Here is a 25,995-nt window from a genome sequence, read left to right as displayed (position 1 = left end):
AGGGAAGGAACCCCCCGCATGAACAGATCTCTCGTCGGTGCGCTCTCGGCCCTGTTACTGGGCGGCGCGACCCTCGTCGGCGCGGGCGCGGCGCCCGCGACGGCCGCGTCCCCCGCCAAGGTCTCCGTCAAGGCCCCTGCCGAGGCCCCCGCCAAGGTCTCCGCCAAGGCCCCGAGGGCGGTCGACTTCGCGGGCACGGTGGCGCTGAGCAACTGCTCCGGCTCCGTCGTCCGCACACCGGGCTCGGCCGACAGCGACCCCGCGCTCGTGCTCTCCAACGGCCACTGCCTGGAGAGCGGCTTCCCCGGCGCGGGAGAGGTGATCGTCGACAAGCCGTCGAGCCGGAGCTTCACCCTGCTGACCGCTTCGGGTGGCAGCGCCGGCACCGTACGGGCCAGCAAGGTCGCGTACGCGACGATGACCGACACCGACATCTCGCTGTACCAGCTGACGTCCACGTACGCCCAGATCCAGTCGTCGTACGGCATCAAGGCACTGCAGCTGTCGGACAGCCACCCGACCAAGGGCTCCGCCATCAATGTGGTCTCCGGCTACTGGAAGAAGATCTACTCCTGCAATATCGACGGATTTGCATATCGGCTTAAGGAGGGGGACTGGACCTGGAAGGACTCGGTCCGCTACACCTCCGCCTGTAACACGATCGGCGGAACGTCGGGCTCCCCCGTCGTCGACCCGACGTCCGGCAAGGTCGTGGCCGTCAACAACACGGGCAACGAAGACGGCGGCCGCTGCACCCTCAACAACCCGTGCGAGGTGGACGAGAACGGGGCGGTCACGGTGCGGAAGGGCATCAACTACGCCCAGGAGACCTACGGCATCACCAAGTGCGTGACCACCGGCAACAAGATCGACCTGAACCTGGCGGGGTGTGTGCTGCCCAAGCCGTAGCGGACATCGCTGCGCCGGTGCGCCCCGCATGGCGTGAGCGGGGCGCACCGGCGTACGTCGAACTGTCGTTCGTACCTTGAGGGCCTACAGCCCGTGGACGTGCGGGCCGACCGCCTTCGACCAGGCGTTCCCGCTGGCCGCGTCCCAGTTGGTGGACCAGGTCATCGCGCCACGGATGCCGGGGTAGGTCTTGGACGGCTTGAAGGAGCCGCAGCCGGAGCCCTTGGCGAGGCAGTCCAGGGCGTCGTTGACCACGCCCGGCTCGACGTAGCCGGAGCCCGCGCCGCTGGTGGAGGCGGGCACTCCGATGCCCACCTGGGACGGGTCGAGACCGTTCTCGAGCTGGATGCAGGCGAGGGCGGTCAGGAAGTCGACCGAGCCCTGTGAGTAGACCTTGCCGTCACAGCCCTGCATCGAGCCGCTGTTGTAGTACTGCATGTTGACGACCGTCAGGAAGTCCTTGATCGCCAGGGCGGTCTTGAAGTACTCGGTGGACGCCGACTGCATGTCGATGGTCTGCGGCGCCATGGTCACCACGACATCGCTCTTCTTGTCGTGGATGGCCTTGAGGGCCTTGGTCATGTAGGTGGAGTTGACGCCGTTCTCGAGGTCGATGTCGACGCCGTTGAAGCCGTACTTGTCCATCAGGCCGGTGATGGAGGAGGCGAAGGCGTCCGCGGAGGCGTCGTCGCTGACCGAGATGGAGCCCTTCTCGCCGCCGACGGAGACGATCACGGACTTCCCGGCCGCCTGCTTGGCCTTGATGTCGTCCTTGAACTGCTGCTCGTCGCTGTAGCCGGTGCCGGGGTCGAGCTTGAAGTCGACCGCTCCGGGGGAGCCGGTGGCGTCCGCGAAGGCCACGGCGATGATGTCGTAGTCGTCCGGGACGTCCGAGAGCTTCTGCTTCGTCGCGCCGTTGTCGAAATTTTGCCAGTAGCCGGTGACGGCGTGCTCGGGGACGGCGGCGGCGTGCTGCTTCGCGTCCGGATGGTCCTCGGACGCGTTGGCCGAGCCGGCGGATATGAGCCCTCCTGCGGCGAGGGCGACGACTGCGGCGGCTCCGAGCAGCCGCTTGGTGAACTGTGCGCGTACCACGACAGCCTCCGTACGTGGGGGGATGTGGGGGAGGTGGTGCGAGTGCGCGTTCAGGGGCCCCTGTGGCGTGCGTATAAGGTGGTCCAGACCAATGCCGTTGTCAACCCCTAGCCCCATTCTTGCCGGGCATTCGGGTGAGCGTGGCATGTGGAGGGGGACCGGTAGCGGGCCTCGGTCCGCTACCGGCGCACTGGTCGGCCAGAGCTATGGCAGGCCGCGGGCTCCGGGGCCAACCCTGTTTGACCAGGCGCAACCTGCAATCCTGGGTTGCGCGGCGCCGCATCTGGTGACAGCGCCGGTGCGGCGGGGCCGTGGTGATGGTGGCCGCCATGACGGCCACTGTCCTGGCCATCGCTGATCACTTGTGCCATGCCAGTTGTCGAAGTTCTGCCATTGGCCTCCTCGCCCACATGCGCGTGGGCGATTCCCTCACTGGCGCCCGTTGCCACGGTTCGCCTTGAGCTGGGTACCTGCTTCCGTCCCGCGCTGGCGGGTGTTGTGCGCGCTGCCGGGCATGGCCTGGTCTCACGTGCGCTCCACAGGCGCTTACCTTGCTGGTCACCCGGCAAGGGCCCCCGGCCCGGGGGTGGGTGGTGCTGTCCTATGCGGCGCGGATGCGCCGTCCTTCGTCTCTCACGTTCTGCGCCGCGTTGTGGTCGCGGTCGTGGCGGGCGCCGCATCGGTCGCAGGTCCATGCTCGAATGTGCAGGGGCTTGGGGCCATAGCGGTGCCCGCAGGCGGAACACATCTGGGAGGACGGGAAGGCCCGGTCCACCTTGGTCAGGGTGCGCCCGTACCGGACGGCCTTGTACTCCAGCATGGCCACGAACGCAGACCAACCCGCGTCGTGCACGGACTTCGCCAGCCGCGTACGCGCCAGGCTCTTCACGCTCAAAGTCTCCACACTGACCGTTTGATTCTCGCGGATCAGCCTGGTGGAGAGCTTGTGTTGAAAGTCCCTGCGCGCGTTGGCCACCTTGGCATGTGCCTTGGCCACTCTGACCCGTTGCTTGTCACGATTCCGAGAGCCTTTGGCCTTGCGGCACAAGCGACGCTGCTCCCGCTGCAGTTTCTTCTCAGCCTTGCGCAGAAACCGAGGTGCCCGTATGCGGGACCCGTCGGCCATAACCGCGAAGTGCGTCAATCCAAGGTCGATGCCTTGGTCCCCGGCGCCGGGAACCGAGGCATCGACCTTCCTGGCCGGGGCGACGGACACCACGAACGATGCGAAGTATCGGCCGGAGGCGTCCTTGACCACGGTCACCGTGGTCGGCGCGGAAGGCAGTGCACGAGACCAGCGCACCCGTATGGGACCAATCTTGGGAAGGCTCAGCTTGCCGTCCGTCGTGATCGACCAGCGGGCATTGGCAGTGAACCTCACCGCCTGTCGACGGTCCCGCTTGGTCTTCAGACGCGGCTCACCGACTTTCGGTCCTTTCCGGGTGCCCTTGATGCTTGCGAAGAAGTTGGAGTACGCAGCCTCCAAGTCCCGCAGAGACTGTTGCAGTACTGCGGCAGAGACTTCCTTCAGCCATGCCCGCTCCGCGGTCTGCTTCGCATTCGTGATGAACCGCTTCGACAACTGCGCCGACGTCGGGTACGGCAGACCGGCGGCGTGCGCGTCCCGCCGTGCCTGCAGGCAGTCGTTCCACACCACCCGTGCGCAGCCGAACGCCCGCTCCAGCGCGATCCGCTGGCCGAAGTTCGGCTCGATGCGGAATGTGTAACGAAGCTGCATGTAAGCGACGATACGGAGGGGCTTACGGGAAGGTGTGCGGAGAACGGAACTGGCGGATGCTGCACGTTCTCTACATGACGCAGTCGCGCTTCGGAGCGAGTGCCGACGCGACTTGTCCTCCAGCGAGCACTGCCCGGTTGGACCCGGACTTGAAGCCGGGATGTCACCCGTGGTTGGCATTGGGGTTTCCAAGAGGACGCCCGCCCTCCGGAGCGGTCCCCGCACTCGTCACCCAGCGGACCCGGACGCGTAACCCAGAGGAACTGTTCTCTCACGCCGTTTTCGTGGATAAAGTGACGACGCACCAGGACAGGGGCAGTAAGAGACAGGGGCAGTAACGACCTGCGGCCGCCGCCGTTCGGCGCCGATGTGAGACGGGGTAGCCGACGTGCCCACCGCGATAGCAGTCACCGGCCGTGAGCTGGTGCTTCCGCCGCCCGACGGGCAGACCCCGTCGGCCGTAGTGCTCCGCCCGCCGGACGCACAGTCACTCGACGACGCCCTCGCCGAGGTCGGGACCCTCCTCGACCAGCAGGGCTACCTCGTCGTGCTCTACCCCGCCGCGACCCCCGCGGCCGTGATCCGCAGGCTCCACACCGTGCGCTCCGTCCTGGAGAGCGACCGGATGGCGCTGCTGCCGCTCGAACTGCCCCCGCTGGCCGTCGCCGTATTAGCCCGTCAGCTGCGCCAGCTGTCCATATCCGACTTCAGCCCCGGCGTGCTGGCGTGTGCCGCCCGGCTGCTCTCCCACTACATCCACGCGGGCGCCCTGCTGGGCAGCGTCGCCAAGCTTGACCGGGTCCCGGTCAGCCTCACCTCGCACGTCAAGTCCTGGGTGCCCGGCGCCCACTTCGGGGTGCTCGCCCACCCCACCCCGCACCTGGTCAAGGTCGGCGGCGCGACCGAGCTGCCCGCCCCCGGGTACGCCACCGCCATGACGATCGCCCGGGGCCAGCTCAGCAGCCATGGCTACGGGGGCGGCGGCGCGGGCCACGACGACTGGGTCACCGGCAGCCTCGCCCCCGCCTGGGGCGTACGCGGCGTGGAAGAGGTGCCGCTGCCCGCCGAGTCGGCGCGCTGGTGGGGCACTCCGAAGCTGATCGAGTTCGCCGCTGCCATCCCCGACCTCTCGGTCCTCTACCAGCTCGTGGCCTCCGTACGGAGAGAGGAATGCCACTGGTGCGGCTTCGAACTCATCGGTGACCGCTGTGCCTTCTGCTCCTGCCCGGTGGCCCGCGGCGATGAGATCCCCGCACTGCTCACGTCCCAACGTCCCGCCCTGACCAGCCGGTAACGTCCCCGAACGAGGTTGTGCGACCCATGAATTCACGCCAGCGCCGCGGAGTCATCCTGCTGCTCCTGTCGGTCCTGTGCGCCGTCGGCGCCTTCGCCGGAGTCCTCTCCGTCGTCAACGACGTGGAGTCCAAGGTCGGCCCCGAGACCACGGCCTACAAGCTCACCTCGGACGTCAAGCCGTACAAGGCGCTGGAGGCGGGGGAGTTCGAGAAGGTCTCGATGCCCAAGCGCTATGTGCCCTCCACCGCCGTCACCGATCTCGACGAGCTACGCGGGAAGATCGCGGTGACCCAGCTGACCAAGGGGTCGCTGCTCCAGCGCGACATGATCGTGAGCCGGCCCGCCCTGAAGCCCGGACAGCAGGAGATCGCGATCATGGTCGACGCGGCGACCGGTGTCGCGGGCAAGATCACCCCGGGGGCGCGGGTCAACATCTTCGCCACCTTCGAGGGCAACACCCAGGGCGAGAAGCCGGTCTCCAAGCTGATCGTCGCGGGCGCCGAGGTGCTCGACCTCGGCAAGATCACCGCCCTGGAGCCCGACCAGGACGACAAGCGGCGGATCGACGAGGCCGTGCCGATCACCTTCGCGCTCGACACCAGGAACGCCCAGCGCGTCGCGTACGCCGAATCCTTCGCCTCGCATGTGCGGCTCGCGCTGGTCGCGCCCGGCGGGGGGCCCTCCATAGACCCCGACGACCGCACCTACACCCTCGACGGCGACAAATGAGTGAGGAGGTGCCGCGGTGACGATCAGAATTCTGCCGGCCGTCGGCGACCCCGACGCCGGCCACTCCCTCAGCGGGCTGCTCGGCCAGCTGCCCGGTGTCGAACCGTCGGCGCCGGTGGGCGACTCGACCCTGCTGCTCGACACCCTCGCCTCGCTGGCCGCCGCGTCCCTGGAGGAACTGCCGGAGGTCGTCCTCGTCCACGAGCGCATCGGTCCGGCCCCGGCGCTGGAGCTGATCCGCGAGATCGCGCTGCGCTTCCCGGCGGTGGGCGTGGTGCTGGTGACCGCCGACGCGGGACCCGCGCTCTACTCGGCCGCCATGGACGCCGGGGCCCGCGGCATCGCCGGGATACCGCTGGGGTACGAGGAGCTGGCCGCCCGCGTGCAGGGCGCCGCCCAGTGGGCCACGGGCGTGCGGCGCCATCTCGGGGGCGGCGGCGATCCGCTGGCCGCCGGGCCCGGCGGCAAGCTGGTCGCGGTCGCGGGCGCCAAGGGCGGGGTGGGCACCACCGTGACCGCCGTACAGCTCGCGCTCGCCGCGCGGGCCGCGGGCCGTAAGGTCGCGCTCGTCGACATGGACCTCCAGTCCGGGGACATCGCCTCCTACCTCGACGTCCAGTTCCGGCGCTCGATCGCCGACCTGGCGCAGATCAACGACATCTCGCCGCGGGTGCTCCAGGACGCGGTGTTCACCCACCAGACCGGGCTCGGGCTGCTGCTCGCGCCGGGCGAGGGCGAGCGCGGCGAGGAGGTGACCGACCGCACCGCCCGGCAGGTCATCGGCGCGCTGCGGTCGCGCTTCGAGATCGTGATCGTCGACTGCGGTACGCAGATGACCTCCGCGGGCGCGGCCGCCGTGGAGCTCGCGGACATCGCGCTGCTGGTGACCACCCCGGACGTGGTCGCGGTGCGCGCCGCCAAGCGCATGGTCCGGCTGTGGGACCGGCTCCAGATCCGCAAGGCGGAGGAGACCGTGACCGTGGTCAACCGGCACACCCGCAGCGCGGAGATCCAGCCGCAGCTGGTCCAGCGGGCCACCGGTACGACGGTGGCGCGCACGGCGATCCCGGCCGGTTTCAAGGAGCTGCAGCCCGCCGTCGACTCGGGCCGGATGCACGACCTGGACGCCAAGTCGGCCGTCAAACAGGCCCTGTGGGGGCTGGCCGGTGAGCTGGGCCTGGTGGAGGCGGCACCCCCGGGCGGTGGCCGCCGCGCCACCCACCGGGGCGGCCACGCGGCCGGGGGCGGCGGCGAGCGCGTACTGCCGGGGCTGCGGCGGCGCCACGCCATAGAGGCGGGCGGCGACCCGGCGCAGGGCAGCGTGGGCGACGGCACCGACGCGCTGAACGAGATCGCCCCGTCGTCCACCAGGGGCTTCCTGCGCAAGCGGGGCGGTGGCGACCGCGGCCAGGTGACGGTCGAGTTCCTCGGCGTTCTGCCGCTGGCGCTGATCGTGCTCGCGGTCATCTGGCAGCTGGTGCTGGTGGGCTACACGTACTCGCTGGCGGGCAACTCCGCCGACAAGGGAGCCCGCGCGGGCGCCGCCAAGGGCGCGGGCGCCTGCCAGGACGCGGCGGCCAAGGACATCCCCGGCTCCTGGACCGCCGACATCGACTGCGGCGGCGGGGACGGCACGGTCTACAAGGCCACCGTCAAGCTCCACGTCCCGATCCTCTTCCCGGGCGCCGCCGACTTCCCCTGGACGGTCACCGGCACGGCGGGCGCGGCGGACGAGACCGACCTGGCGGGCGGAGGAGAGTGAGATGACCTCTCGCCGCGTACGCATGCGGATCGTCCCCGGAGCCCCCGAGACGGTGCCCCGCCGCGCCGCCGGCCCGGGAACGGCCGCCTCCCCGGCCGCCGCACGGCGGCGTCCCGAGGCGGTCGGTTCCTCGCGGAGGCGCGCCGCGGCCGGGGAGGCGTCGTCGGTCCGCGCCATCGCCACGCGCCGGGGCGGAGCGACGGCCCAGCGGGGCCGTCCCGCGCCCGCCACCGTGCGGCTCGGGGACCGGGGCTCAGCATCGGCGGACCTCCGCGGTGCCGCGGAGGCCACCGAGCGGTGGGGCCGCTGGGAGGCGGCCGTGCCACGAGCCGTCCGGGTGGCCGCCGGGGCGGTGGCGCGCCACGTGGTCGCCGACTCATCGCGTGCGTACGGCCGCACGGCCGAGCGCCCGGGGATGGCAGCGTCGCCTGGCGGACGGGCGTGGGCTCGGGGGCTGCCCGACGGGATCTTCGGACTGGTGGGGCAACGGCCCGGCACCGCCAGGCGCCGCCGCCCGGCGGTGGGCTCGGGCCGGGCGGGTCGGTGTCCCGGCGCGGCGCGTCGGGGGCGGGGCGACGCCGGGTCGGCGTCCATCGAGTTCCTCGGGTTCCTGCCGGTCCTCATCCTCGTCGCGCTCGCCGCCGTGCAGCTGGGCATCGCCGCGTACGCCGCGCAGCAGGCCGGGACCGCGGCGCGGGCGGCCGCGCGGACGGCGTCGCTGGACGAGCCCCGGACCAGCCCGCAGGCCGCCGGGAAGGCGGCGATCAGCGGGTGGCTGGCCGACGGGGCGAGCATCGGCAGCGGGGGCTGCGGGGGCGGGGAGGCGCAGGCCACCGCGACCGTGGAGATCCCCTCCGTCATCCCCGGCTTCGACTTCGGCAGCGCCGAGAAGAGCGCCACCATGCCCTGCGACGACGGAGACGGCGGCACGGGCGACCTGGCGTCGGCCGCGTTGGGAGGCGAACGATGAGCCTGCGGTCCCGGATCACCGCGCCAGAGGGGCCGGGCGAGGACAGCGGGCGCCAGGACGGGCACCTCGTCTCCGCCTACCGCGCCAAGCTGCTTGAGGAGATCGACCTCGCCGAGATGTCCTCGCTCTCCACCGCCGAGCGCCGCTCCCGGCTGGAGCGCGTGCTCGGCCACATCATCAGCCGCGAGGGCCCGGTGCTGTCCACCAGCGAGCGCTCCCAGCTGATCCGCCGGGTGGTGGACGAGGCGCTCGGCCTCGGGGTGCTCGAACCGCTCCTCGAGGACGCCTCCATCACCGAGATCATGGTCAACGGCCCGGACCAGATCTTCGTGGAGCGCGCCGGCCGGGTCGAACTGGTCCCCGTCCGCTTCGCCTCCGAAGAGCAGCTGATGCAGACCATCGAACGCATCGTCTCCACGGTCAACCGCCGCGTGGACGAGTCGAATCCGATGGTCGACGCCCGGCTCCCCTCCGGTGAGCGGGTCAACGTGATCATCCCGCCGCTCGCCCTCACCGGCGCCACGCTCACCATCCGCCGCTTCCCCCGCGCCTACACCCTCCATGAGCTGATCGGCATGGGCACGCTGGACGAGCAGATGCTGATGCTGCTCGCGGCGCTGGTGCGGGCCAAGTTCAACGTCGTGGTCTCCGGTCCCACCGGATCCGGCAAGACCACGCTGCTCAACGCCCTCTCCGGGCTGATCCCCGACGGGGAGCGCATCATCACCGTCGAGGACGCCGCCGAACTCCAGCTCCAGCAGAGCCATGTCATCCGGCTGGAGTCCAGGCCGCCCAACGTCGAGGGCAAGGGCCGGATCACCATCCGCGACCTGGTCCGCAACTCCCTCCGGATGCGCCCCGACCGCATCATCGTCGGCGAGGTGCGCGGCGGCGAGACCCTCGACATGCTCCAGGCCATGTCCACCGGCCATGACGGTTCGCTGGCCACCGTCCACGCCAACAGCGCCGAGGACGCGCTGATGCGGCTCCAGACGCTCGCCTCCATGTCGGACGTGGCGATCCCCTACGAGGCGCTGCGGGACCAGATCAACAGCGCCGTGGACTGCATCGTCCAGCTCGTCCGGCACGCCGACGGCTCGCGGCGGATCAGCGAGATCGCGCTGCTCGACAGCCACGGCCACGAGTCGTACCGCATCGCCACCGTCTGCCGCTTCGACGCCCGGCCGATGGGCGCGGACCGGGTGGTGCACGGGCGGTTCGGCTACTTCCCGCTGCCGGAGCGGGTCGCCGAGCGGCTGCGCATGGCCAGCGAATCGGTGCCGCCCGCCTTCGGCGTGGCCGCCTTCCCGGCGCAGCTGGCCACCCGCGCGGCCGGATACGACCCGTACGACCGGCCGCCGTTCGGCCGGCCGCCACAGGACCGACCCCCGTTCGACCCAAGGGACCGGAGGTAGCAGGGCCCATGGACCATCTCGCGACGGCCGCCCTCGGCGCGACGCTGGTGTGCGGCGCGCTGGGCGTCGTGGGCGTGCACACCTACGTCCGCGGCAAGGAGCAGCAGCGCGCGCTGATCGACCGGCTGTCGGAGACCGGCCCGCTGCCGGGCACCGCCCGCGCGCGCCGCTTCTCGGGTGTCGACCGGCGGCTGCGCACCACCTCCCTGGGCCGGAAGCTGGAGCTGCGGCTGGCGGCCACGGGCCTGGAGATCACCCCGGGGGAGTTCTTCGTCTACACGGCGGGGGCGGCGGCCGGGCTGTGGCTGATCGCGGCGTCCTTCCTCGCGGCGTTCTTCGGCCCGATAGCGGCGGTGATCGCCGTCTGGGGATCCTTCGCGTTCCTCAGCTGGCAGCGCCAGAAGCGGATAGAGCGCTTCATCAACCAACTGCCCGAGCTGTCGCGGATCCTGGCCAACGCCACCCAGGCCGGGCTGGCGCTGCGCACCGCGCTCGGCATGGCGGCGGACGAGATGGAGGCGCCGGCGGGCGAGGAGCTGGCCAAGGTCGCGGCCAAGCTGGCCGTCGGCCACTCGATCGACGACGCGCTGGAGGAGCTGGCCGAGCGGCTGCCCTCCCGGGAGCTGGTGGTGCTGGTCACCACGCTGGTGCTGTCCAACCGCGCGGGCGGGACCGTGGTCAGCTCGCTGCGCAACCTCACCCAGACGCTGGAGGAGCGCAAGGAGACCCGGCGGGAGGTGCGCACCCAGCTCTCGCAGGTGACCGTCACCGCCTATGTCGTACCGCTGCTGGGGATCGGGACGCTGCTGCTGATGAACCGGATCTCGGCCGGCTCACTGGACCGGATGACCTCGTCCTTCTGGGGGCAGGCGGCGGTGGTCGTGGCCTTCTGCCTGTACGGGATCGGCTTCTTCCTCATCCGCCGCATGTCCAAGATCGACGTCTAACGAAGTCCAGCGAATCCAGGTAGAGGGGACTTGAGGGAGATGGCACTGCTGCTGGCGCTGGCGGCCGGTCTCGCGGTGGCGGGCATCGCCTACGGCATCACGCTGTACCGCAGCGAGGCCAAGCTGCCCAGCGATCTGGCGGTGGCCCTGGAGGTCGGCTCCAGCCGGACGACCGTGGTCGGCTCGGCCGTCGACCGGCTGGGCATGCGCTACGCCCCGCTGGTGCTGCGGCTGATGGGCGAGAAGCGGGTGGCCCGGGTCCGCCGCCGGATCGACCTGGCGGGCAACCCGGGCGGTCTGACGGTGGATCGCTACGCGGCCCGGCGGGCGGTCTACGGGGCGCTCGGCTTCGTCGGGGCGCTGGTGATGCTGCTCAAGGGTCAAGTCCTGCTGGCGCTGCTGCTGGTGGCGTTCGGGCTGTTCTGGATCGAGGTGGGCATCTGGGCGGCGGTGCGCGAGCGCAAGGACGCGATCGAGCGGACGTTGCCGGACTTTCTGGATGTTCTGGCCGTCGTGGTGAGCGCCGGGTTGAGCTTCCGTCAGGCCCTGGACCGGGTCGCCGAGAAGTATGAGGGCCCCTGGGCGGATGAACTTCGCATCACGCTTCGGCAAATGGACATGGGAGTCAGCCGCCGTCAGGCGTTCGAGGAACTACGTAAACGTAATGACTCAGAACAGGTCGCGCAGTTCGTCACCGCCCTTCAGCAGGGCGAGGAGCTGGGCGCTCCGATTGTCGAAACGCTGATCGCCATTGCGAACGACATGCGCCGTACGGACGCACAGAACGCCCGGCGGCGCGCGGCCCGCGCGGTGCCGAAGGCGACCATGGTCATCACGACCTTCATGGTGCCCGGAACCATGGTGTTGCTCGTCGCGGGGTTCTTCATCGGCTCGGGTACCGACTTCGGCTCGGTGACCGGGGACTGACGGTCACTTTTAGGTGAAGCTCCTTCGCGGTTGCAATTGAATGTGGGACAGTCGTCGACGGAGAACTCCTCGGTGCGGGAGGGGGTGAGACGGATGCGCGGTCGGGGTTGGTCGTCACGTCCACGGTTCGAACGTGGTGAACGGGGAAGGCAATGCTTCCTAGGGCACTGTTCCGAGACGGCTGTTTCGGCGTACTTTGCTCGTGTCGCGAGCGACACCACGGGGGTTGAGTCGCCGGACCACAGAGGGACGGCAGCCCATGGAGGGGAACACAATGGGGAAGCGCGTCATGCGGAACGATCGGGGACAGACCTCGATCGAATACCTGGGCATCATCGCCGTGGTGGTCGCCATCGTGCTGGTCCTGTCGACCACGGACTTCGGCAGCATGATCGCAAACGCCATCTCCGACAAGATTTCACAGGTCGTCGGCATCTGACCGGTCCCGTGACAGCGCGCCGAGATCTCAGGAGCGACGCGGGGCAGGCATTTCCGATCTACATCACGGCGGTGGCGGGCCTGCTCTTCCTGGCGCTCGCCCTCTTCGCCGTCGGCCAGGCCGGAGCCACCCGCAACGGCGGACAGACCGCCGCCGACGCGGCGGCCCTCGCGGCCGCCCAGGACTACCGCGACCAACTGCGCAAGGGGTTCCTGGAGGCGATCGCGAACGGCAGCGTATGGGACGACCTGCTGGACGGACGGGGACTGGGCGGCACCAACGCCTGTGACCAGGCGCAGTGGTTCGCCGACCAGAACGGGGCGGATGTCACCGACTGCCGCGGGCCCGACTTCCTGCCGACGTCCTTCACCGTCACCGTGAAGACGCACAAGCCCGTGGGCAAGACCGTCATCCCCGGCACGGAGAGCCAGTACGGGGAGGCGACGGCCAAGGCGGTCGTCACCCCGCGCTGTACCGCCGCGCCGCCCGCCCAGCCGACCGAGCGGCCCAACGACGGCGACGGCAAGGGCGGCGACGGCGGCAAGGATGACGACGGTAAGGACGACGGCAAGGACGGCGACGGTGGTAAGGACGACGGCAAGGACGACAAGCCGCCCATCGACCTCCTCTGCGACGGAGCCGACCTGACCATCGACCCGACGCGTCTCGATCTCTTCCCCGACGCCAAGGACCTCTTCTCCGTGCACCTGGCCGACTGACGGCCGACTGACGAGCGAACGCAGAGCAGAAGAGCAAAGGACAGCGAGCGATGAGCATTCGGCACACGACGAAGGCCCGGAGGAGGGCCGCCGCGACGGCGCTCGCCGCGGCCCTGGCCCTCGCCGTGGCCGGGTGCGGCAACGGCGACGGCGACAAGAAGCCTGACGACGCCGCGGACCGGACGTCGACCGCGGGCAAGGACGACGGCGACGAGCAGGAGCCCGCGGCGGATTCCTCCAAGACCATCGGCGAGATGAAGGGGCCCGGCGGGATAGTCGTCACCCTGCACTCCGCGGTGCGCGACGACGGCGGGTTCGTGACCGTCAACGCCACCGTCACCAACCACGGCAGCCGGCTCTTCAACGCGATCGACTGGCGCTCGAAGGAGACCGAGGTGAAGTCCCTCTCGTCCGTCTCCGGGGCGTCCCTGATCGACGAGAAGGGCAAGAAGCGCTATCTCGTCCTCCGGGACACCGACGGCCAGTGCCTGTGCACCACGGGCCTCTCCGGGATCAAGCCGAACGAGAGCCGTCCGCTGTTCGCCCAGTTCCCCGCCCCGCCGAAGAGCGTCAAGGACATCGACTTCCAGATCCCGACCATGCCGTCCGTCAGCATCACCCTCTCCGGGTGAGCCGCGCCATGACACCACAGACGACGACCCGCCCCGCGCGCCGCGGCCCCGTACTGGCCGCGCTGGCCTCCACCGCGCTCCTGGTCACCCTCACCGCCCCGGCGCCGCCCGCCCACGCGGACAGCGGCCCCGGCGCGCCCGCCGACACCACCCCGCCGGTGAAGATCGACGCCAAGGACTCCGATCTGAAGATGCCCGAGGGCGCCAAGCTGGCACCCGGCCGGGTCCTGGACATCAAGTCCGTGGTCGAGACGGACGACGGCGACGAGCGGCGGGAGGACACCAATGCCAAGGTGAAGTTCGCCCTCCAGGCCGAGGTGCTCTTCGGCAAGGACAGCGCGAAGCTGGGCGGCGACGCGCGGGCCCGGATCAAGGAGATCGCCTCCGAGGCGGAGCGGCAGAACGCCAAGAGCGTCCGCGTCTTCGGCTTCACCGACGACCTGGGCTCCGCGGGCCACGGCATCGTGCTGTCCAAGCAGCGGGCCAACGCGGTGCAGCAGGCGCTCGCCGAGGACCTGGACCCTTCCATCAACTACGAGATCCGGGGCTACGGCGAGCAGTACCCGATCGCGGACAACGCGACCGAGGAGGGCCGCAAGCGCAACCGCCGGGTGGAGGTCAGCTTCCCCAGGACCGCCTGAGCCTGGGCTGCCCCGCGCGGCATCCGCCGGACTCCCCCTCCCCGCCCCTCCCACAACCGGGTCTCCGCCCCGGGCCCCGGACGGACTCCGGGCCGGGCTTCGCCCCGGACTCCGGGCCGGGTCACGCTCCGGACTCCGGGCCGGGTCACGCTCCGGACTCCGGGCTGGGTTCCCCGGACTCCGGACCGGGCTTCGCCTCTGCACCCCGGGCGGGGCTCCGCCCCAGACCCCGGACCGGGCCACGCCCCTGGACCCCGGACCGGGCTTCGCCCCTGTACCCCGGACGGGGGTTCCGTTCCTTCCGGTGGCATCGGTATGCGGCTCCGCCGCGCGGTGGGGCTTCGCCCGGGTCCCGGTCCGGGGTCCAGGGGCGGAGCCCCTGGTATCGGGAAGGGGCGGGGAGGGGAAAGCAGCGCGCCGCAGGCGTCATGCCCCGTCGGCCGCCTGCCCGAACCGGCCGGGCGTGGCCGCGGCGCCCGATGCCGCATCATGGGTGTGTTGATCGCACCCTTCGCCGGAGTTTGTTCTGAGTACCGCCGTCGCCGAGACCCTTGCCGTCGCCCTGCTTCTCGGCGTACTGGCTTTCGCGGTGGTACGGCCCCGGGGCCTGCCGGAAGCCGTCGCGGCGGTGCCTGCCGCCGGGATCGTGGTGGCCATCGGGGCGGTCTCGCCCGCCGGGGCCTGGGCGGAGGCCCGGGAGCTGCTGCCCGTCGTGGGCTTTCTGGCCGCCGTGCTGCTGCTGGCCCGGATGTGCGCCGACGAGGGGCTCTTCGAGGCGGCGGGGCAGGCCGTGGCGCGGGCCTGCGCGGGGCGTACGGACCGGCTCCTGGGCGGGGTGTTCGCCGTCGCGGCCGCCGTCACCGCCGTGCTGAGCCTGGACGCCACCGTGGTGCTGCTCACGCCGGTGGTGTTCGCCACGGCGGCCCGGCTCGGGGCGCGGTCCCGGCCGCATGTGTACGCCTGCGCGCATCTGTCGAACTCGGCGTCCCTGCTCCTCCCGGTCTCCAACCTCACCAATCTGCTCGCCCTGGAGGCCGGCGGGGTCTCCTTCACCCGGTTCGCCGTGCTGATGGGGCCCGCCTGGGTGGTGACCATCGGCATCGAGTACCTGGTCTTCCGCCGCTTCTTCGCCGACGATCTGGCCGCCGGGACCAGCGAGCCCCCGCCCGCCGACTGGCCCCGGGTGCCGGTGTTCGCGGTGACCGTGCTGCTGCTGACCCTCGCCGGGTTCGTGGGGACCTCGCTGGCGGGCCTGGACCCCCAGTGGGCGGCCTGGGCGGGTGCTCTCGTGCTCACCGTAAGGGCGCTGCGGCGCCGCCGGGCGACCGTAAGGGAGGCGATCGGCGCGACCGGGCCGCTGTTCTGCCTGTTCGTGCTGGCGCTCGGGGTGGTGGTCCAGGCCGTGCTGGCGGGCGGTCTCCAGGGGGCGCTGGGGCAGGTGCTGCCCACCGGGGCGAGCCTGCCCGCGCTGCTGGGGATCGCGGCGGTCGCGGCGGTGCTGGCCAACCTGATCAACAACCTGCCCGCCGTGCTGGCGCTGCTGCCGATCGCCTCCGGGGGCGGCCCCGGGCCCGTGCTCGCCGTGCTGATCGGCGTCAACCTGGGCCCCAACCTCACCTATGTCGGCTCCCTGGCCACCCTGCTGTGGCGGCGCATAGTCCACCGCCACGACCCGGAGACCGGCTCCGACCTGGGGGTGTTCACCCGCCTGGGGCTGCTGACCGCACCGGCGACCGTGGTGGCCGCGACGGCGGCGATGTGGGCGATGCTGAGAGTCACCGGAAGCTGAGGCTCTCCGTCACCGGAAGCTGAGGCTCGCTGAGAGCCGAGCCGAGGCGCACCGAAAGCCGAGGGGCCGCCGCCGCGACGGTTCGTCGCGGCGGCGGCCCCTCAGCCTGCTGTCAGGATTCGATCCAGTTGTGTGCCTGGGCGATCTCGATGACCCGCCTGCGCACCTGCTTGATCTGGTCGGCGGTCAGACTGCCGCCCACCTCGACCAGCGCCTCCGTGAGCTCCTGCCGGAACTCGGCGGCCGACAGCACATCGCACATGGTGTCGTCGCCGTCCGGACCGGCGGAGGGCCGTACGATCGGCGCGGCGCGTTCGACCGGCGCGGCGCGTTCGACAACGCGCACCTCGGAGGCCTTGGGCCCCTTGTCGCCGTATTCGGGAACGAACCGCACCTTGGACCCGGGCTGGAACAGGTGCTTCTCGTCCAGCAGGTCATTGGCGTGCATGAAGACGTCCTCGCCACCGTCGTCCGGTGCGATGAAGCCGTAGCCGCGGAACTCGTCGAAACGCAGAATCTTGCCCGTGGTCGTCACCGTGCTACCCCTACCCCTATACCTCTACCTCGATGATCTCGACCGCGATCGAGGGTGTCCCCACCATTGACCGATCGAGGATGCCCCAACCATGGCACCGAGACGTCAGCGTACAGAAGGAGGCGGCGGCGCTGAAGGGCCGGGGGCGATCACGATGCGCACGCCCCGCCGCACGCCCCAGCGCTCCAACGCGCCCGCCTCCGCCTCCAGCACATGGCGGGACCGCAGCCGGGGCCGTCCGAGCCGCCCGGGGCGCAGGGTATGGACGTCCAGGACGGTGAGCCGCCGGTCCAGATAGGCGACGTCGATGGCGAACCGCATCCGGAAGGTGTGCACCCCGCTCGCGGGGGTGAGCAGGAGCGCTCCGGTCAGCCCGTCCCGGCCGAGCAGCCCGCGGGCGCGGGCGCGGTAGGAGGCGGCGATGGTGAGCGGAATGCTCTCCGCACCTCCCGCGCCGCCCGCACCTCCCGCGCCGCCCGCACCTCCCGCGCCGCCCGCACCTCCCGCGCCGCCCGCACGCCCCGCGCCGCCCGCCACGCCCCCCGGGTCCTCCTTCGCGCCGTTCGAGCCGCCGCCCGGGCCGCCGTCCGCGCCGCCCACCACGCGCAGCGTCCCCGTACCGTCCCGCCAGCGGCCCATGACCCGCGCCCCCTTCGCCCGTTCCACGCCGTCCGCCCGTCCCGGCAGTGTTCCACCGGGCGGGCGCTTCCGTAGGCTCGGCCCGTGCAACCGCTGCTGATCGTGCTGGCCGCCGCGTACGGCGCGGCCGCCGGGCTGCTCGTACCGCGCCCGCTCTACCGGCTGGCCGTCGAGCCGGAGGAGCCCTGGCGCGGCGCCTGTCCGCGCGGGCACGCGCTCACCGGCCCGGCGCGCGGCTGGCTGGGCCCCGCCCGCTGCGCCGGCTGCCGGGACGGCGAGCGGGACTACGGGACCGGCCCGGTGCTCGCCGCCGTGCTCACCGCGCTGGTGTGCGCGGGGCTGGCGGCGGCCGTCGGCGCGCGCCCCGAGCTGGCCGTGTGGCTGCTGCTGGTGCCGCTCGGGGTGCTGCTCACGGCCGTGGACCTGGCGGTCAACCGGCTGCCGGACGTCCTCACCCTGCCCATGGCGGGCGGCGCCGCGGCGCTGCTCGGCGCGGCGGCGCTGCTTCCGCACAGCGCCGGGTCCTGGCCGCGGGCGCTGCTGGGTGGCGTGGTGCTGGGCGGGGCGTATCTGGTGCTGTTCCTGATCAGCCCGAGCGGGATGGGGTTCGGCGACGTCAAGCTCGCGCTGACCCTCGGGGTCGCCCTCGGCTGGTACGGCTGGGACGTGCTCTTCGTGGGCGCCCTCGCCGGGCTGCTGCTGGGCTCCTGCTGCGCCGTGGGCCTGGTGCTGACCCGGCGGGCCGGGCGCCGGACCGCGATGGCCTTCGGCCCGTTCATGATCCTTGGAGCGGGCGCCGGACTGGTGCTGGGGGCGCTCGGCGCCGGATGACATCTCGGCGCGGCGGGCCCGCCCCGCCGAGATGCATGGACATCCCCTCACGAAGCGTTATGGTGGAAACCCCCCCTCGGGCCGGTCCGTACTCCCCCCCACGGACCGGCCCGCTTTATTTCGGGTCCATTTCGGGCTTCTGGGGTTCAAATGGGCGGCACGTATCCCACACGATCGGCTACGAAGCGTGACGGGATGCGATCATTCGGTCGCCCCGGTTAGCCAGTCCCCCCGCCCCGCAGTAGGGTGTCGGCCTTGGGGCGGACTGCCATGGCGAGCCATGTGAAGCACTGAGGGGCTGGAAGACGTGAAGTTGCGCGACCTGGTGTACGGGCTCTACGCACGCCGGGTGGAAGGCCGCCTCGATCACGACCAGGTGCCCAAGCACATCGGAGTCATCCTCGACGGCAACCGCCGCTGGGCCCGCGCCGCCGGCGGCACCGCCGAGCAGGGCCACAAGGCCGGCGCCAGCAAGATCCAGGAGCTGCTCGGCTGGTGCAGCGAGACGGACGTCGAGGTCGTCACGCTCTGGCTGCTCTCCACCGACAACCTGGACCGCCCCGAGGAGGAGCTGGTACCGCTCCTGAGCATCATCGAGGGCGCGGTCCGCGACCTGGCCGCCGACGGCCGCTGGCGGGTGCACCACGTCGGCAACCGCGATCTGCTGCCCTCCCGCACCCAGACGGTCCTCAAGGAGGCCGAGCGGGACACCGAGCACATCGACGGAATACTGGTCAACGTGGCCGTCGGCTACGGCGGGCGGCAGGAGATCGCCGACGCGGTGCGGTCGCTGCTGCTGGACCACGCCACCAAGGGCACCTCCTTCGAGGAGCTCGCCGAGGTCGTCGACATCGACCTCATCTCCGAACACCTGTACACCCGCGGGCAGCCCGATCCGGACCTGGTGATCCGCACCAGCGGTGAGCAGCGGCTCTCGGGCTTCATGCTGTGGCAGAGTGCCCATTCGGAGTACTACTTCTGTGAAGTTTTCTGGCCCGCCTTCCGCAAGGTCGACTTCCTCCGCGCGCTGCGCGACTACGCCGCCCGTCATCGCAGGTACGGCAACTAGTTCCCGTTAGTAGTACCGCAGTTCACCGGCCCGGGGCCGGACGCCGCCCGGCGTCCGGCCCCGGGCCGTGTGGCACGCCGGTTTCACAACGTTCATATCCGCGCCGTCATATGCCGTTGCATGCCCCCGCACGTTCGAGGGAATATCCCTTCCAGGTCGACGCCCTGTCCCACCTGTCCAGTTGGGCGTCGAACTGCCAGCGGACGGCATCGGGCCGTTCGCCCGGGAGGCCCTTTGCACACGGACGACTGTGCGGATCGTGCGTATGACGCGGAGGGCCGGCGCTCGGCCCTCCCAGTGGGGCCTGAGCCCGGTCCGTTCCCCGTCTGCGGCGGGGATACCTCACTCCCGCGACGCCGTCGCACCCCAACCTCTCCCGAGGGGGTTCGTCCACCCGTGGTGACCAGCAAGAAACGCCGCGAGCACGACCGGCGCACCTATGTCCTCGACACCAGCGTCCTGCTGGCCGACCCCAATGCCATGGCCCGCTTCGACGAGCACGAAGTCGTGCTGCCGGTCGTGGTGGTCACGGAACTGGAGGCCAAGCGGCACCACCCGGAGCTCGGGTACTTCGCACGGCAGGCGCTCCGCCTGCTGGACGAGTACCGCATCCGTTACGGCCGTCTGGACGCTCCGATCCCCATCGGGGAACTGGGCGGCACACTGCGTGTCGAGCTCAACCACTCCGACCCGGGCATCCTCCCCGCCGCCTTCCGGAACCACGGCGGCAAAGTGGGGGACAACGACTCGCGGATCCTCGCGGTCGCCAGAAACTTGCAGGCCGAGGGGTACGACGTCACCGTCGTGTCCAAGGACCTGCCACTGCGCATCAAGGCGTCCTCGGTGGGCCTGCTCGCCGAGGAGTACCGCGCGGAGCTGGCGATCACCGACTCGGGCTGGACCGGGATGACGGAGCTCGCCGTCCCGGCCGAACAGGTGGACGACCTGTTCGCCGCCGAGACGGCGTACGTCCCCGAGGCGGCCGGACTCCCTGTGCACACCGGTCTGGTGCTCCAGTCCGAGCGCGGTAACGCGCTGGGCCGGGTCACCCCGGACGGCCAGGTGCGGCTGGTGCGCGGCGACCGCGAGGCGTTCGGCATCCACGGGCGCAGCGCGGAGCAGCGCATCGCCCTGGACCTGCTGCTCGACCCGGAGGTCGGCATCATTTCGATGGGCGGCCGGGCCGGTACGGGCAAGTCGGCGCTGGCGCTGTGCGCGGGTCTCGAGGCCGTGCTGGAGCGGCGTCAGCACCGCAAGGTGATGATCTTCCGCCCGCTGTACGCGGTGGGTGGCCAGGAGTTGGGCTATCTGCCCGGCACCGAGGCCGAGAAGATGAGCCCTTGGGCACAGGCGGTCTTCGACACCCTGTCCGCGGTGACCAGCGCCGAGGTGATCGAGGAGGTCGTGGGGCGCGGCATGCTGGAAGTGATGCCGCTGACGCACATCCGTGGCCGCTCGCTCCATGACGCCTTCGTCATCGTGGACGAGGCCCAGTCGCTGGAGCGGAACGTGCTGCTCACCGTTCTGTCCCGGATCGGCGCCAACTCCCGGGTGGTGCTCACCCACGATGTGGCGCAGCGGGACAACCTCCGCGTCGGGCGGTACGACGGTGTGGTGGCGGTGGTCGAGAAGCTGAAGGGGCATCCGCTGTTCGCGCATGTCACCCTGACCCGTTCCGAGCGTTCGCCGATCGCGGCGCTGGTGACCGAAATGCTGGAGGACAGCCACATCTGAGCTGGTTGAGTCGTTTGCGGCTACAGGGCGCCGCGCGGAAAGGCCAATGAGCTTAGCCGCGCGGCGTCTTGGTGCGCGGGGATTTCCAGAAACCCTAGGGCGTAAACAGGATGTGAGCTTTCACACCTGGCGGGGAATTGCCTAGGGGGCTCCGCGTCCGGCAGTGTGTGGGTTCTGTCAGGCCCCGCATACGGCACACCAGTACCCCCAGCGGTACCGAGCAACAGCAGTATCAGAACTAAACAGCGTTCGCCGTATGCCGCCCGAGCACCTCGAGGATCTCCCGCGGGAGATCCCCACCGGGCCCGTGCCTCCCGTGACCAGTCGACCCCATCGCACCACCGGGGACGGAACAAGGGGAGGACAGCGCCAGGGGCACGATTGCGCCCGCGAGGTCACCTAAGCGGGCGATGCTGGAAGGAAACCGAGTGAGCCGGATTTCGGTCCGGGGATTCGCAGTGGCTTCGGCCACCGCGGTCACCACTGTGGGCGCCGTCGTCGGCGTCGCCGCGGGCGGACAGCAGCAGCAGGGCTCGTCCGACCCGATCGAGGCGACCGCCGCCGATTCGACGCTCCTTGCGGACATACCTGCTGGGCAGCAGGCCGTCGCGCAGACCGCATCCCTGACGCAGCAGGCGGACGTCCAGTCCACCGCGGCCGACGCGGAGGCGCGCAAGTCCGCCGAGGAGTCAGCCCGCAAGCAGGCGGCCAAGGACGCGAAGGCCAAGAAGGCCGCCGCGGACAAGGCAGCCGCCGAGAAGCTGGCCAAGGAGCGCGAGGCGAAGGAGAAGAAGGAGGTCGCGAGCCGTTCGGCCACGCGTGACTCCTCCAGCTTCCCCCAGCAGGCTTCGTACACCATCTCCGAGGTCCAGGCGATGGCGCGGCAGATCGTGCCGAGTGGCCAGTTCCAGTGCTTCAGCAACATCGTGGACCACGAGTCCACCTGGAACTACAAGGCCACCAACCCGTCGTCGGGTGCCTACGGTCTGGTGCAGGCGCTGCCGGCCGGCAAGATGGCCTCGGCGGGCGCCGACTGGCAGACCAACCCGGCCACCCAGATCAAGTGGGGCCTGAACTACATGAACGAGCGCTACGGCAGCCCGTGTGACGCTTGGTCGTTCTGGCAGGCCAACGGCCACTACTGAGCCGGTTCCACCGGGCCCCGCCCGGTAGCGGCACAGGATCGAACGCTTCACGAAACCCCCGGCCAAGGTCGGGGGTTTCGCGCATCCTCGGCAGGTAACGTCTCCTTGACGGCCTAGGGGGAAACTGGGGGTAGGAAACGAGAAATGTCCAAATTGCCGCAGTGGGTCGGCAGGCTGGGAACCGGACTTACCCGGCTCGCCCACCGGCTCGAATCCCAACAGGCCGAGATGCGGGGGCGCGAGGGCGACGGCGACACCGGCCCGCGGACGCCACCGGGGCCCGGACCGGGGCCCGAACGGGGATCTGAACCGAGGCCCGGACCGGGGCCCGGACCATCCGAAGAACGCCCGCGGGGTGCCGAGAGCGCTGAGGGCGCCGCGGGCCGGAAGAGCCCGGAAGGCCCCGAGACCCCGGAGCGCCCCGAGAGCCCCGAGGGCGCCGCGGGGGAGGGCGAAACCGCCCGGCCGGAGCAGCCGGCCAGTGTGCCCGCCCCGCCCGCCTACGCCCCCGCCGTCTCCGCCAGACCCGATCCGGTGGCCGCCGTGCCCTGGGGCGTCCGCGTGGCAGCCGAGGCGGCCTGGCGACTGCTGGTGCTCGGCGGCACGGTGTGGGTGCTCATGCGGGTCATCAGCTCCGTCCAGCTGGTGGTGCTGTCCTTCACCGTCGCGATCCTCATCACCGCGCTGCTGGAGCCCACCGTCACCCGGCTGCGCCGGCGCGGTGTGCCGCGCGGGCTGGCCACCGCGCTCACCTTCATCGCCGGCTTCGTCGTCATGGGCCTGGTCGTGTGGTTCGTGGTCTGGCAGGTCATGGAGAACGTCGACGAGGTCTCGGGCGAGGTCCAGGCCGGTATCGACGATCTGCGGCGCTGGCTGCTGCACAGCCCGTTCCATGTGACCGAGAAGCAGATCAACCACGTGGCCAAGAGCCTGCGCGAGGCGGTCGGCGCCAACACCGAGCAGATCACCTCGGCGGGGCTGGAGGGCGTCACGGTCGTCGTCGAGGTGCTGACGGGCATCCTGCTGACCATGTTCTCCACGCTCTTCCTGCTGTACGACGGCCCGAAGATCTGGAACTGGACCCTCAAGCTGGTCCCCGCCCAGGCCCGCGAGGGCGTGGCGGGCGCGGGCCCGCGCGCCTGGTCGACGCTGACCGCGTATGTGCGCGGCACGGTGATCGTGGCGCTGATCGACGCGATCTTCATCGGCGTGGGTCTGTTCTTCCTCGATGTGCCGATGGCCGTGCCGCTGGCCGTCTTCATCTTCCTCTTCGCCTTCATCCCGCTGGTGGGCGCGGTGGTCTCCGGTGCGCTCGCGGTGGTCGTGGCGCTGGTCACCCAGGGCGTCTTCACGGGGGCGATGGTGCTGATCGTGGTGCTCGCCGTGCAGCAGATCGAGGGCCATGTGCTCCAGCCGTTCATCCTCGGCCGGGCGGTGCGGGTCCATCCGCTGGCCGTGGTGCTCTCGGTCGCGGCCGGTTCGCTGATCGGCGGTATCGGCGGCGCGGTGGTGGCCGTTCCGCTGGTGGCGGTCGCCAATACGGTCGTCGTCTACTTGCGCGGCTACAGCCAGGAGAACGCCCTGCGCGCCGTCCCGGGCCCGCACGGAGCCACTGCCTCCGGTGCGGCGCCCACCGCGCCGCCGGGTCTGCCGCCCGGGGAGGGCGGGGACCGATGATCCGGTCCGGTGCCATGGGCCGATGAACGAACGCCGAAGGGCGCCCCACCGATCGGTGGGGCGCCCTTCGGGTTTTCTACGTGCTCGGATGTGACCGAGGTCAGCCGCCCGCGGCCAGGACGCCCTCGGCGTCCAGGGTGGCGCCGACCGCCTGCAGCACCGAGGCGATCTTGAAGGCTTCCTGGATCGTCTCGCGGTCCACGCCCGCCTTGCGGAGCACCTGCTCATGCGAGTCGAGGCACATTCCGCAGCCGTTGATCGCGGACACGGCCAGCGACCACAGCTCGAAGTCGGCCTTCTCCACACCCGGGTTGCCGATGACGTTCATCCGCAGCCCCGCGCGCAGGTTGCCGTACTCCGGGTCGGACAGGAGGTGCCGGGTCCGGTAGAAGACGTTGTTCATCGCCATGATGGCGGCCGCCGACTTGGCGGCGGTGTACGCCTCCGGCGAGAGGTTGGCCTTGGCCTCCGGCTCCAGCTCGGTCAGCACGCGCGCCGAACGCGAGGCGATCGCGCAGGCCAGCACGGTGCCCCACAGCTGCTGCCGCGGAAGCTCCGAGTTGCCGATCACCGAACCGAGGTTCAGCTTGAGGTCCTTGGCGTAGTCCGGCAGCGCGGACTTCAGCTCATCGAGTGCCATGGCGAATCAGCTCACTCTCCGGAGAGGAGGGCCACCGGGTCCAGGGTGTCCTCGCCCTTGCTCCAGTTGCAGGGGCACAGCTCGTCGGTCTGCAGGGCGTCCAGCACCCGCAGGACCTCCTTGGGGTTACGGCCCACGGAACCGGCCGTCACCATGGTGAACTGGATCTCGTTGTTCTGGTCCACGATGAAGACGGCGCGCTGCGCGAAGCCGTCCTCGCCCTCGATGCCGAGGTCGCGCATCAGCTCGTGCTTGGAGTCGGCCAGCATCGGGAACGGCAGGTCGCGCAGGTCCGGGTGGTCCTTGCGCCAGGCGTGGTGGACGAACTCGGAGTCGCCGGAGAAGCCCAGGACCTGGGCGTCACGGTCGGCGAACTCGTCGTTCAGCTTGCCGAAGGCCGCGATCTCGGTCGGGCACACGAAAGTAAAGTCTTTCGGCCACGCGAAAACGATCTTCCACTTGCCCTCGTAGGTCTTGTGGTTGATCTGCTCGAACTCCTTGCCGCTCTCCAGCGACACGCAGGCGGTCAGGTCGTACTCGGGGAACTTGTCACCGACGGTGAGCACGCGTACTCCTTGCAGCTTTCGCATAGGAAAGACCCGGTCGTCCGGGTTTTCCTGGGGTTGGACGGCTCCACCCTGGCACAGAGTGCATTGATCAGTGAAATAGCTACACTCGGTGGGGTTGATTGGAGGTGGCTATCAGTGGCCGCATCACCCACATCGCCCGGCAAACCGCGCCAGCCGAGCATTTCCCAGCTCAGGGCCTTTGTCGCGGTCGCGGAGCAGCTGCACTTCCGCGATGCCGCGGCCGCCATCGGGATGAGCCAGCCCGCGCTCTCGGGCGCCGTCGCGGCGCTTGAGGAGGCACTCGGTGTCCAGCTGCTCGAGCGTACGACGCGCAAGGTGCTGCTCAGTCCGGCGGGGGAGCGGCTGGCGGTCCGTGCACGCACCGTGCTCGAGGCGGTCGGGGAGCTGCTGGAGGAGGCCGAGGCGGCCCGGGCGCCGTTCACGGGTGTGCTGCGGCTCGGGGTGATCCCGACCGTGGCGCCGTATCTGCTGCCGACCGTGCTGCGGCTGGTGCAACAGCGCTACCCCCGGCTCGATCTCCAGGTGCACGAGGAGCAGACCGCCTCGCTGCTGGAGGGACTGGCCCACGGCCGTCTGGATCTGTTGCTGCTCGCGGTGCCGCTCGGCGCGCCAGGGGTGGTCGAAATGCCGCTGTTCGACGAGGACTTCGTGCTGGTCACCCCGCGGGACCACTGGCTGGGAGGGCGCGATGACATCCCCCGCGAGGCGCTCAAGGAGCTGGATCTGCTGCTGCTCGACGAGGGCCACTGCCTGCGGGACCAGGCGCTGGACATCTGCCGTGAGGCCGGCCGCACCGAGGGCACTCCGGTGACCACCAGCGCCGCCGGGCTCTCCACCCTGGTGCAGCTGGTCGCGGGCGGGCTCGGGGTGACGCTGCTGCCGCGTACCGCGCTCCGGGTGGAGACCGCGCGCAACGACCACCTGGCCACGGGGGACTTCGCCGATCCGGCGCCCGCCCGCCGGATAGCCCTGGCCATGCGGGCGGGCGCGGCGCGCACGGAGGAGTTCGAGGCGTTCGCGGAGGCCCTGCGGGAGGCGCTGCGGCCGCTGCCGGTACGGGTCGCCCGCTGAACATGCCATCGGGGGCCGTTCCCGCGGATGGGAACGGCCCCCGATGGCAGTCAGCG

At 70.8% G+C, this 25,995-nt stretch carries 25 protein-coding genes; 19 read left to right on the top strand and 6 right to left on the bottom strand.

Annotated features, from left to right (window positions below):
• The first annotated feature begins 18 nt into the window (after window positions 1-18).
• Window positions 19-909, top strand: coding sequence for a S1 family peptidase (locus LIV37_RS19180; protein ID WP_020868765.1), 891 nt, complete (start codon window positions 19-21; stop codon window positions 907-909).
• An 84-nt stretch (window positions 910-993) separates the two neighbouring features.
• Here the strand turns inward: LIV37_RS19180 and LIV37_RS19175 are convergent, their stop codons facing one another.
• Entirely contained in the window at window positions 994-2,004 is a 1,011-nt protein-coding gene (locus tag LIV37_RS19175; protein WP_020868764.1) for a chitinase, read from the bottom strand.
• Between the two features lie 601 nt (window positions 2,005-2,605).
• Window positions 2,606-3,742, bottom strand: coding sequence for an RNA-guided endonuclease InsQ/TnpB family protein (locus tag LIV37_RS19170; protein WP_020868763.1), 1,137 nt, complete (start codon window positions 3,740-3,742; stop codon window positions 2,606-2,608).
• A gap of 388 nt (window positions 3,743-4,130) precedes the next feature.
• Between LIV37_RS19170 and LIV37_RS19165 the strand changes: the two genes are divergently transcribed.
• The 12 genes from LIV37_RS19165 to LIV37_RS19110 all read left to right on the top strand — a co-directional run bounded on the left by LIV37_RS19165 (window position 4,131) and on the right by LIV37_RS19110 (window position 16,008).
• On the top strand, window positions 4,131-5,036 hold the full coding sequence (locus LIV37_RS19165; protein WP_020868762.1) for a hypothetical protein: 906 nt from the start codon (window positions 4,131-4,133) through the stop codon (window positions 5,034-5,036).
• Between the two features lie 26 nt (window positions 5,037-5,062).
• Window positions 5,063-5,767, top strand: coding sequence for a Flp pilus assembly protein CpaB (cpaB, locus tag LIV37_RS19160; protein ID WP_020868761.1), 705 nt, complete (start codon window positions 5,063-5,065; stop codon window positions 5,765-5,767).
• 16 nt (window positions 5,768-5,783) lie between these two features.
• The gene (locus tag LIV37_RS19155; RefSeq protein ID WP_020868760.1) at window positions 5,784-7,529 is read left to right on the top strand and encodes a CpaE/TadZ family protein; all 1,746 of its coding nucleotides are present in this window, start codon (window positions 5,784-5,786) and stop codon (window positions 7,527-7,529) included.
• A gap of 1 nt (window position 7,530) precedes the next feature.
• Entirely contained in the window at window positions 7,531-8,499 is a 969-nt protein-coding gene (locus LIV37_RS52605) for a TadE/TadG family type IV pilus assembly protein (RefSeq protein WP_373920636.1), read from the top strand.
• Complete coding sequence (locus LIV37_RS19145) at window positions 8,496-9,914, top strand: TadA family conjugal transfer-associated ATPase (protein WP_020868758.1); 1,419 nt, start codon at window positions 8,496-8,498, stop codon at window positions 9,912-9,914. The genes LIV37_RS52605 and LIV37_RS19145 overlap by 4 nt, the downstream gene beginning before the upstream one ends.
• Before the next feature lie 8 nt (window positions 9,915-9,922).
• Entirely contained in the window at window positions 9,923-10,861 is a 939-nt protein-coding gene (locus tag LIV37_RS19140; protein ID WP_020868757.1) for a type II secretion system F family protein, read from the top strand.
• A gap of 39 nt (window positions 10,862-10,900) precedes the next feature.
• Window positions 10,901-11,788: a DUF5936 domain-containing protein gene (locus tag LIV37_RS19135; protein WP_020868756.1), complete on the top strand. Its 888-nt coding sequence runs from the start codon at window positions 10,901-10,903 to the stop codon at window positions 11,786-11,788.
• A 274-nt stretch (window positions 11,789-12,062) separates the two neighbouring features.
• On the top strand, window positions 12,063-12,227 hold the full coding sequence (locus LIV37_RS19130; RefSeq protein WP_014054591.1) for a membrane protein: 165 nt from the start codon (window positions 12,063-12,065) through the stop codon (window positions 12,225-12,227).
• Window positions 12,228-12,235: 8 nt separating this feature from the next.
• Window positions 12,236-12,946 (top strand): pilus assembly protein TadG-related protein, encoded by a 711-nt coding sequence (locus LIV37_RS19125; protein ID WP_121824754.1) that lies wholly within the window; start codon window positions 12,236-12,238, stop codon window positions 12,944-12,946.
• A gap of 50 nt (window positions 12,947-12,996) precedes the next feature.
• Window positions 12,997-13,578 carry a hypothetical protein gene (locus LIV37_RS19120; RefSeq protein WP_020868754.1) on the top strand — a complete coding sequence of 194 codons (582 nt, stop codon included), beginning with the start codon at window positions 12,997-12,999 and terminating at the stop codon, window positions 13,576-13,578.
• Between the two features lie 8 nt (window positions 13,579-13,586).
• Window positions 13,587-14,219 carry an OmpA family protein gene (locus LIV37_RS19115; RefSeq protein WP_020868753.1) on the top strand — a complete coding sequence of 211 codons (633 nt, stop codon included), beginning with the start codon at window positions 13,587-13,589 and terminating at the stop codon, window positions 14,217-14,219.
• Between the two features lie 526 nt (window positions 14,220-14,745).
• Complete coding sequence (locus tag LIV37_RS19110) at window positions 14,746-16,008, top strand: SLC13 family permease (RefSeq protein ID WP_121824755.1); 1,263 nt, start codon at window positions 14,746-14,748, stop codon at window positions 16,006-16,008.
• Between the two features lie 112 nt (window positions 16,009-16,120).
• Here LIV37_RS19110 and LIV37_RS19105 read toward each other — a convergent pair whose 3' ends face one another.
• Window positions 16,121-16,543 carry a cold-shock protein gene (locus LIV37_RS19105; protein WP_020868751.1) on the bottom strand — a complete coding sequence of 141 codons (423 nt, stop codon included), beginning with the start codon at window positions 16,541-16,543 and terminating at the stop codon, window positions 16,121-16,123.
• A gap of 105 nt (window positions 16,544-16,648) precedes the next feature.
• Entirely contained in the window at window positions 16,649-17,182 is a 534-nt protein-coding gene (locus tag LIV37_RS52600; RefSeq protein ID WP_121824756.1) for a DUF192 domain-containing protein, read from the bottom strand.
• A gap of 84 nt (window positions 17,183-17,266) precedes the next feature.
• On the opposite strand from LIV37_RS52600, the gene LIV37_RS19095 reads away from it, so the two are divergent.
• From LIV37_RS19095 to LIV37_RS19075, 5 genes are all read left to right on the top strand, one after another.
• Window positions 17,267-18,013 carry a prepilin peptidase gene (locus tag LIV37_RS19095; RefSeq protein WP_121824757.1) on the top strand — a complete coding sequence of 249 codons (747 nt, stop codon included), beginning with the start codon at window positions 17,267-17,269 and terminating at the stop codon, window positions 18,011-18,013.
• Between the two features lie 307 nt (window positions 18,014-18,320).
• A complete protein-coding gene (locus tag LIV37_RS19090) occupies window positions 18,321-19,082 on the top strand; it encodes an isoprenyl transferase (protein ID WP_020868748.1) in 762 nt (253 codons plus the stop codon).
• A 396-nt stretch (window positions 19,083-19,478) separates the two neighbouring features.
• Complete coding sequence (locus LIV37_RS19085; protein WP_020868747.1) at window positions 19,479-20,816, top strand: PhoH family protein; 1,338 nt, start codon at window positions 19,479-19,481, stop codon at window positions 20,814-20,816.
• A gap of 428 nt (window positions 20,817-21,244) precedes the next feature.
• The gene (locus LIV37_RS19080) at window positions 21,245-21,961 is read left to right on the top strand and encodes an aggregation-promoting factor C-terminal-like domain-containing protein (protein WP_020868746.1); all 717 of its coding nucleotides are present in this window, start codon (window positions 21,245-21,247) and stop codon (window positions 21,959-21,961) included.
• 144 nt (window positions 21,962-22,105) lie between these two features.
• Window positions 22,106-23,638, top strand: coding sequence for an AI-2E family transporter (locus tag LIV37_RS19075; RefSeq protein ID WP_185057978.1), 1,533 nt, complete (start codon window positions 22,106-22,108; stop codon window positions 23,636-23,638).
• Window positions 23,639-23,738: 100 nt separating this feature from the next.
• On the opposite strand, the gene LIV37_RS19070 is transcribed toward LIV37_RS19075, so the two are convergent.
• On the bottom strand, window positions 23,739-24,278 hold the full coding sequence (locus tag LIV37_RS19070; protein WP_020868744.1) for an alkyl hydroperoxide reductase: 540 nt from the start codon (window positions 24,276-24,278) through the stop codon (window positions 23,739-23,741).
• A gap of 11 nt (window positions 24,279-24,289) precedes the next feature.
• On the bottom strand, window positions 24,290-24,844 hold the full coding sequence (locus LIV37_RS19065; protein ID WP_020868743.1) for a peroxiredoxin: 555 nt from the start codon (window positions 24,842-24,844) through the stop codon (window positions 24,290-24,292).
• Window positions 24,845-24,982: 138 nt separating this feature from the next.
• Here LIV37_RS19065 and LIV37_RS19060 point away from each other — a divergent pair, with 138 nt between their 5' ends.
• Complete coding sequence (locus LIV37_RS19060; protein WP_020868742.1) at window positions 24,983-25,939, top strand: hydrogen peroxide-inducible genes activator; 957 nt, start codon at window positions 24,983-24,985, stop codon at window positions 25,937-25,939.
• Window positions 25,940-25,995 lie beyond the last annotated feature (56 nt).

The sequence above is a fragment of the Streptomyces rapamycinicus NRRL 5491 genome, from assembly GCF_024298965.1.
GTDB classification, from domain to species: Bacteria; Actinomycetota; Actinomycetes; order Streptomycetales; family Streptomycetaceae; genus Streptomyces; species Streptomyces rapamycinicus.
The sequence above is the reverse complement of the archived record's forward strand: the minus strand, read 5'-3'. Positions and strand labels throughout refer to the sequence as shown.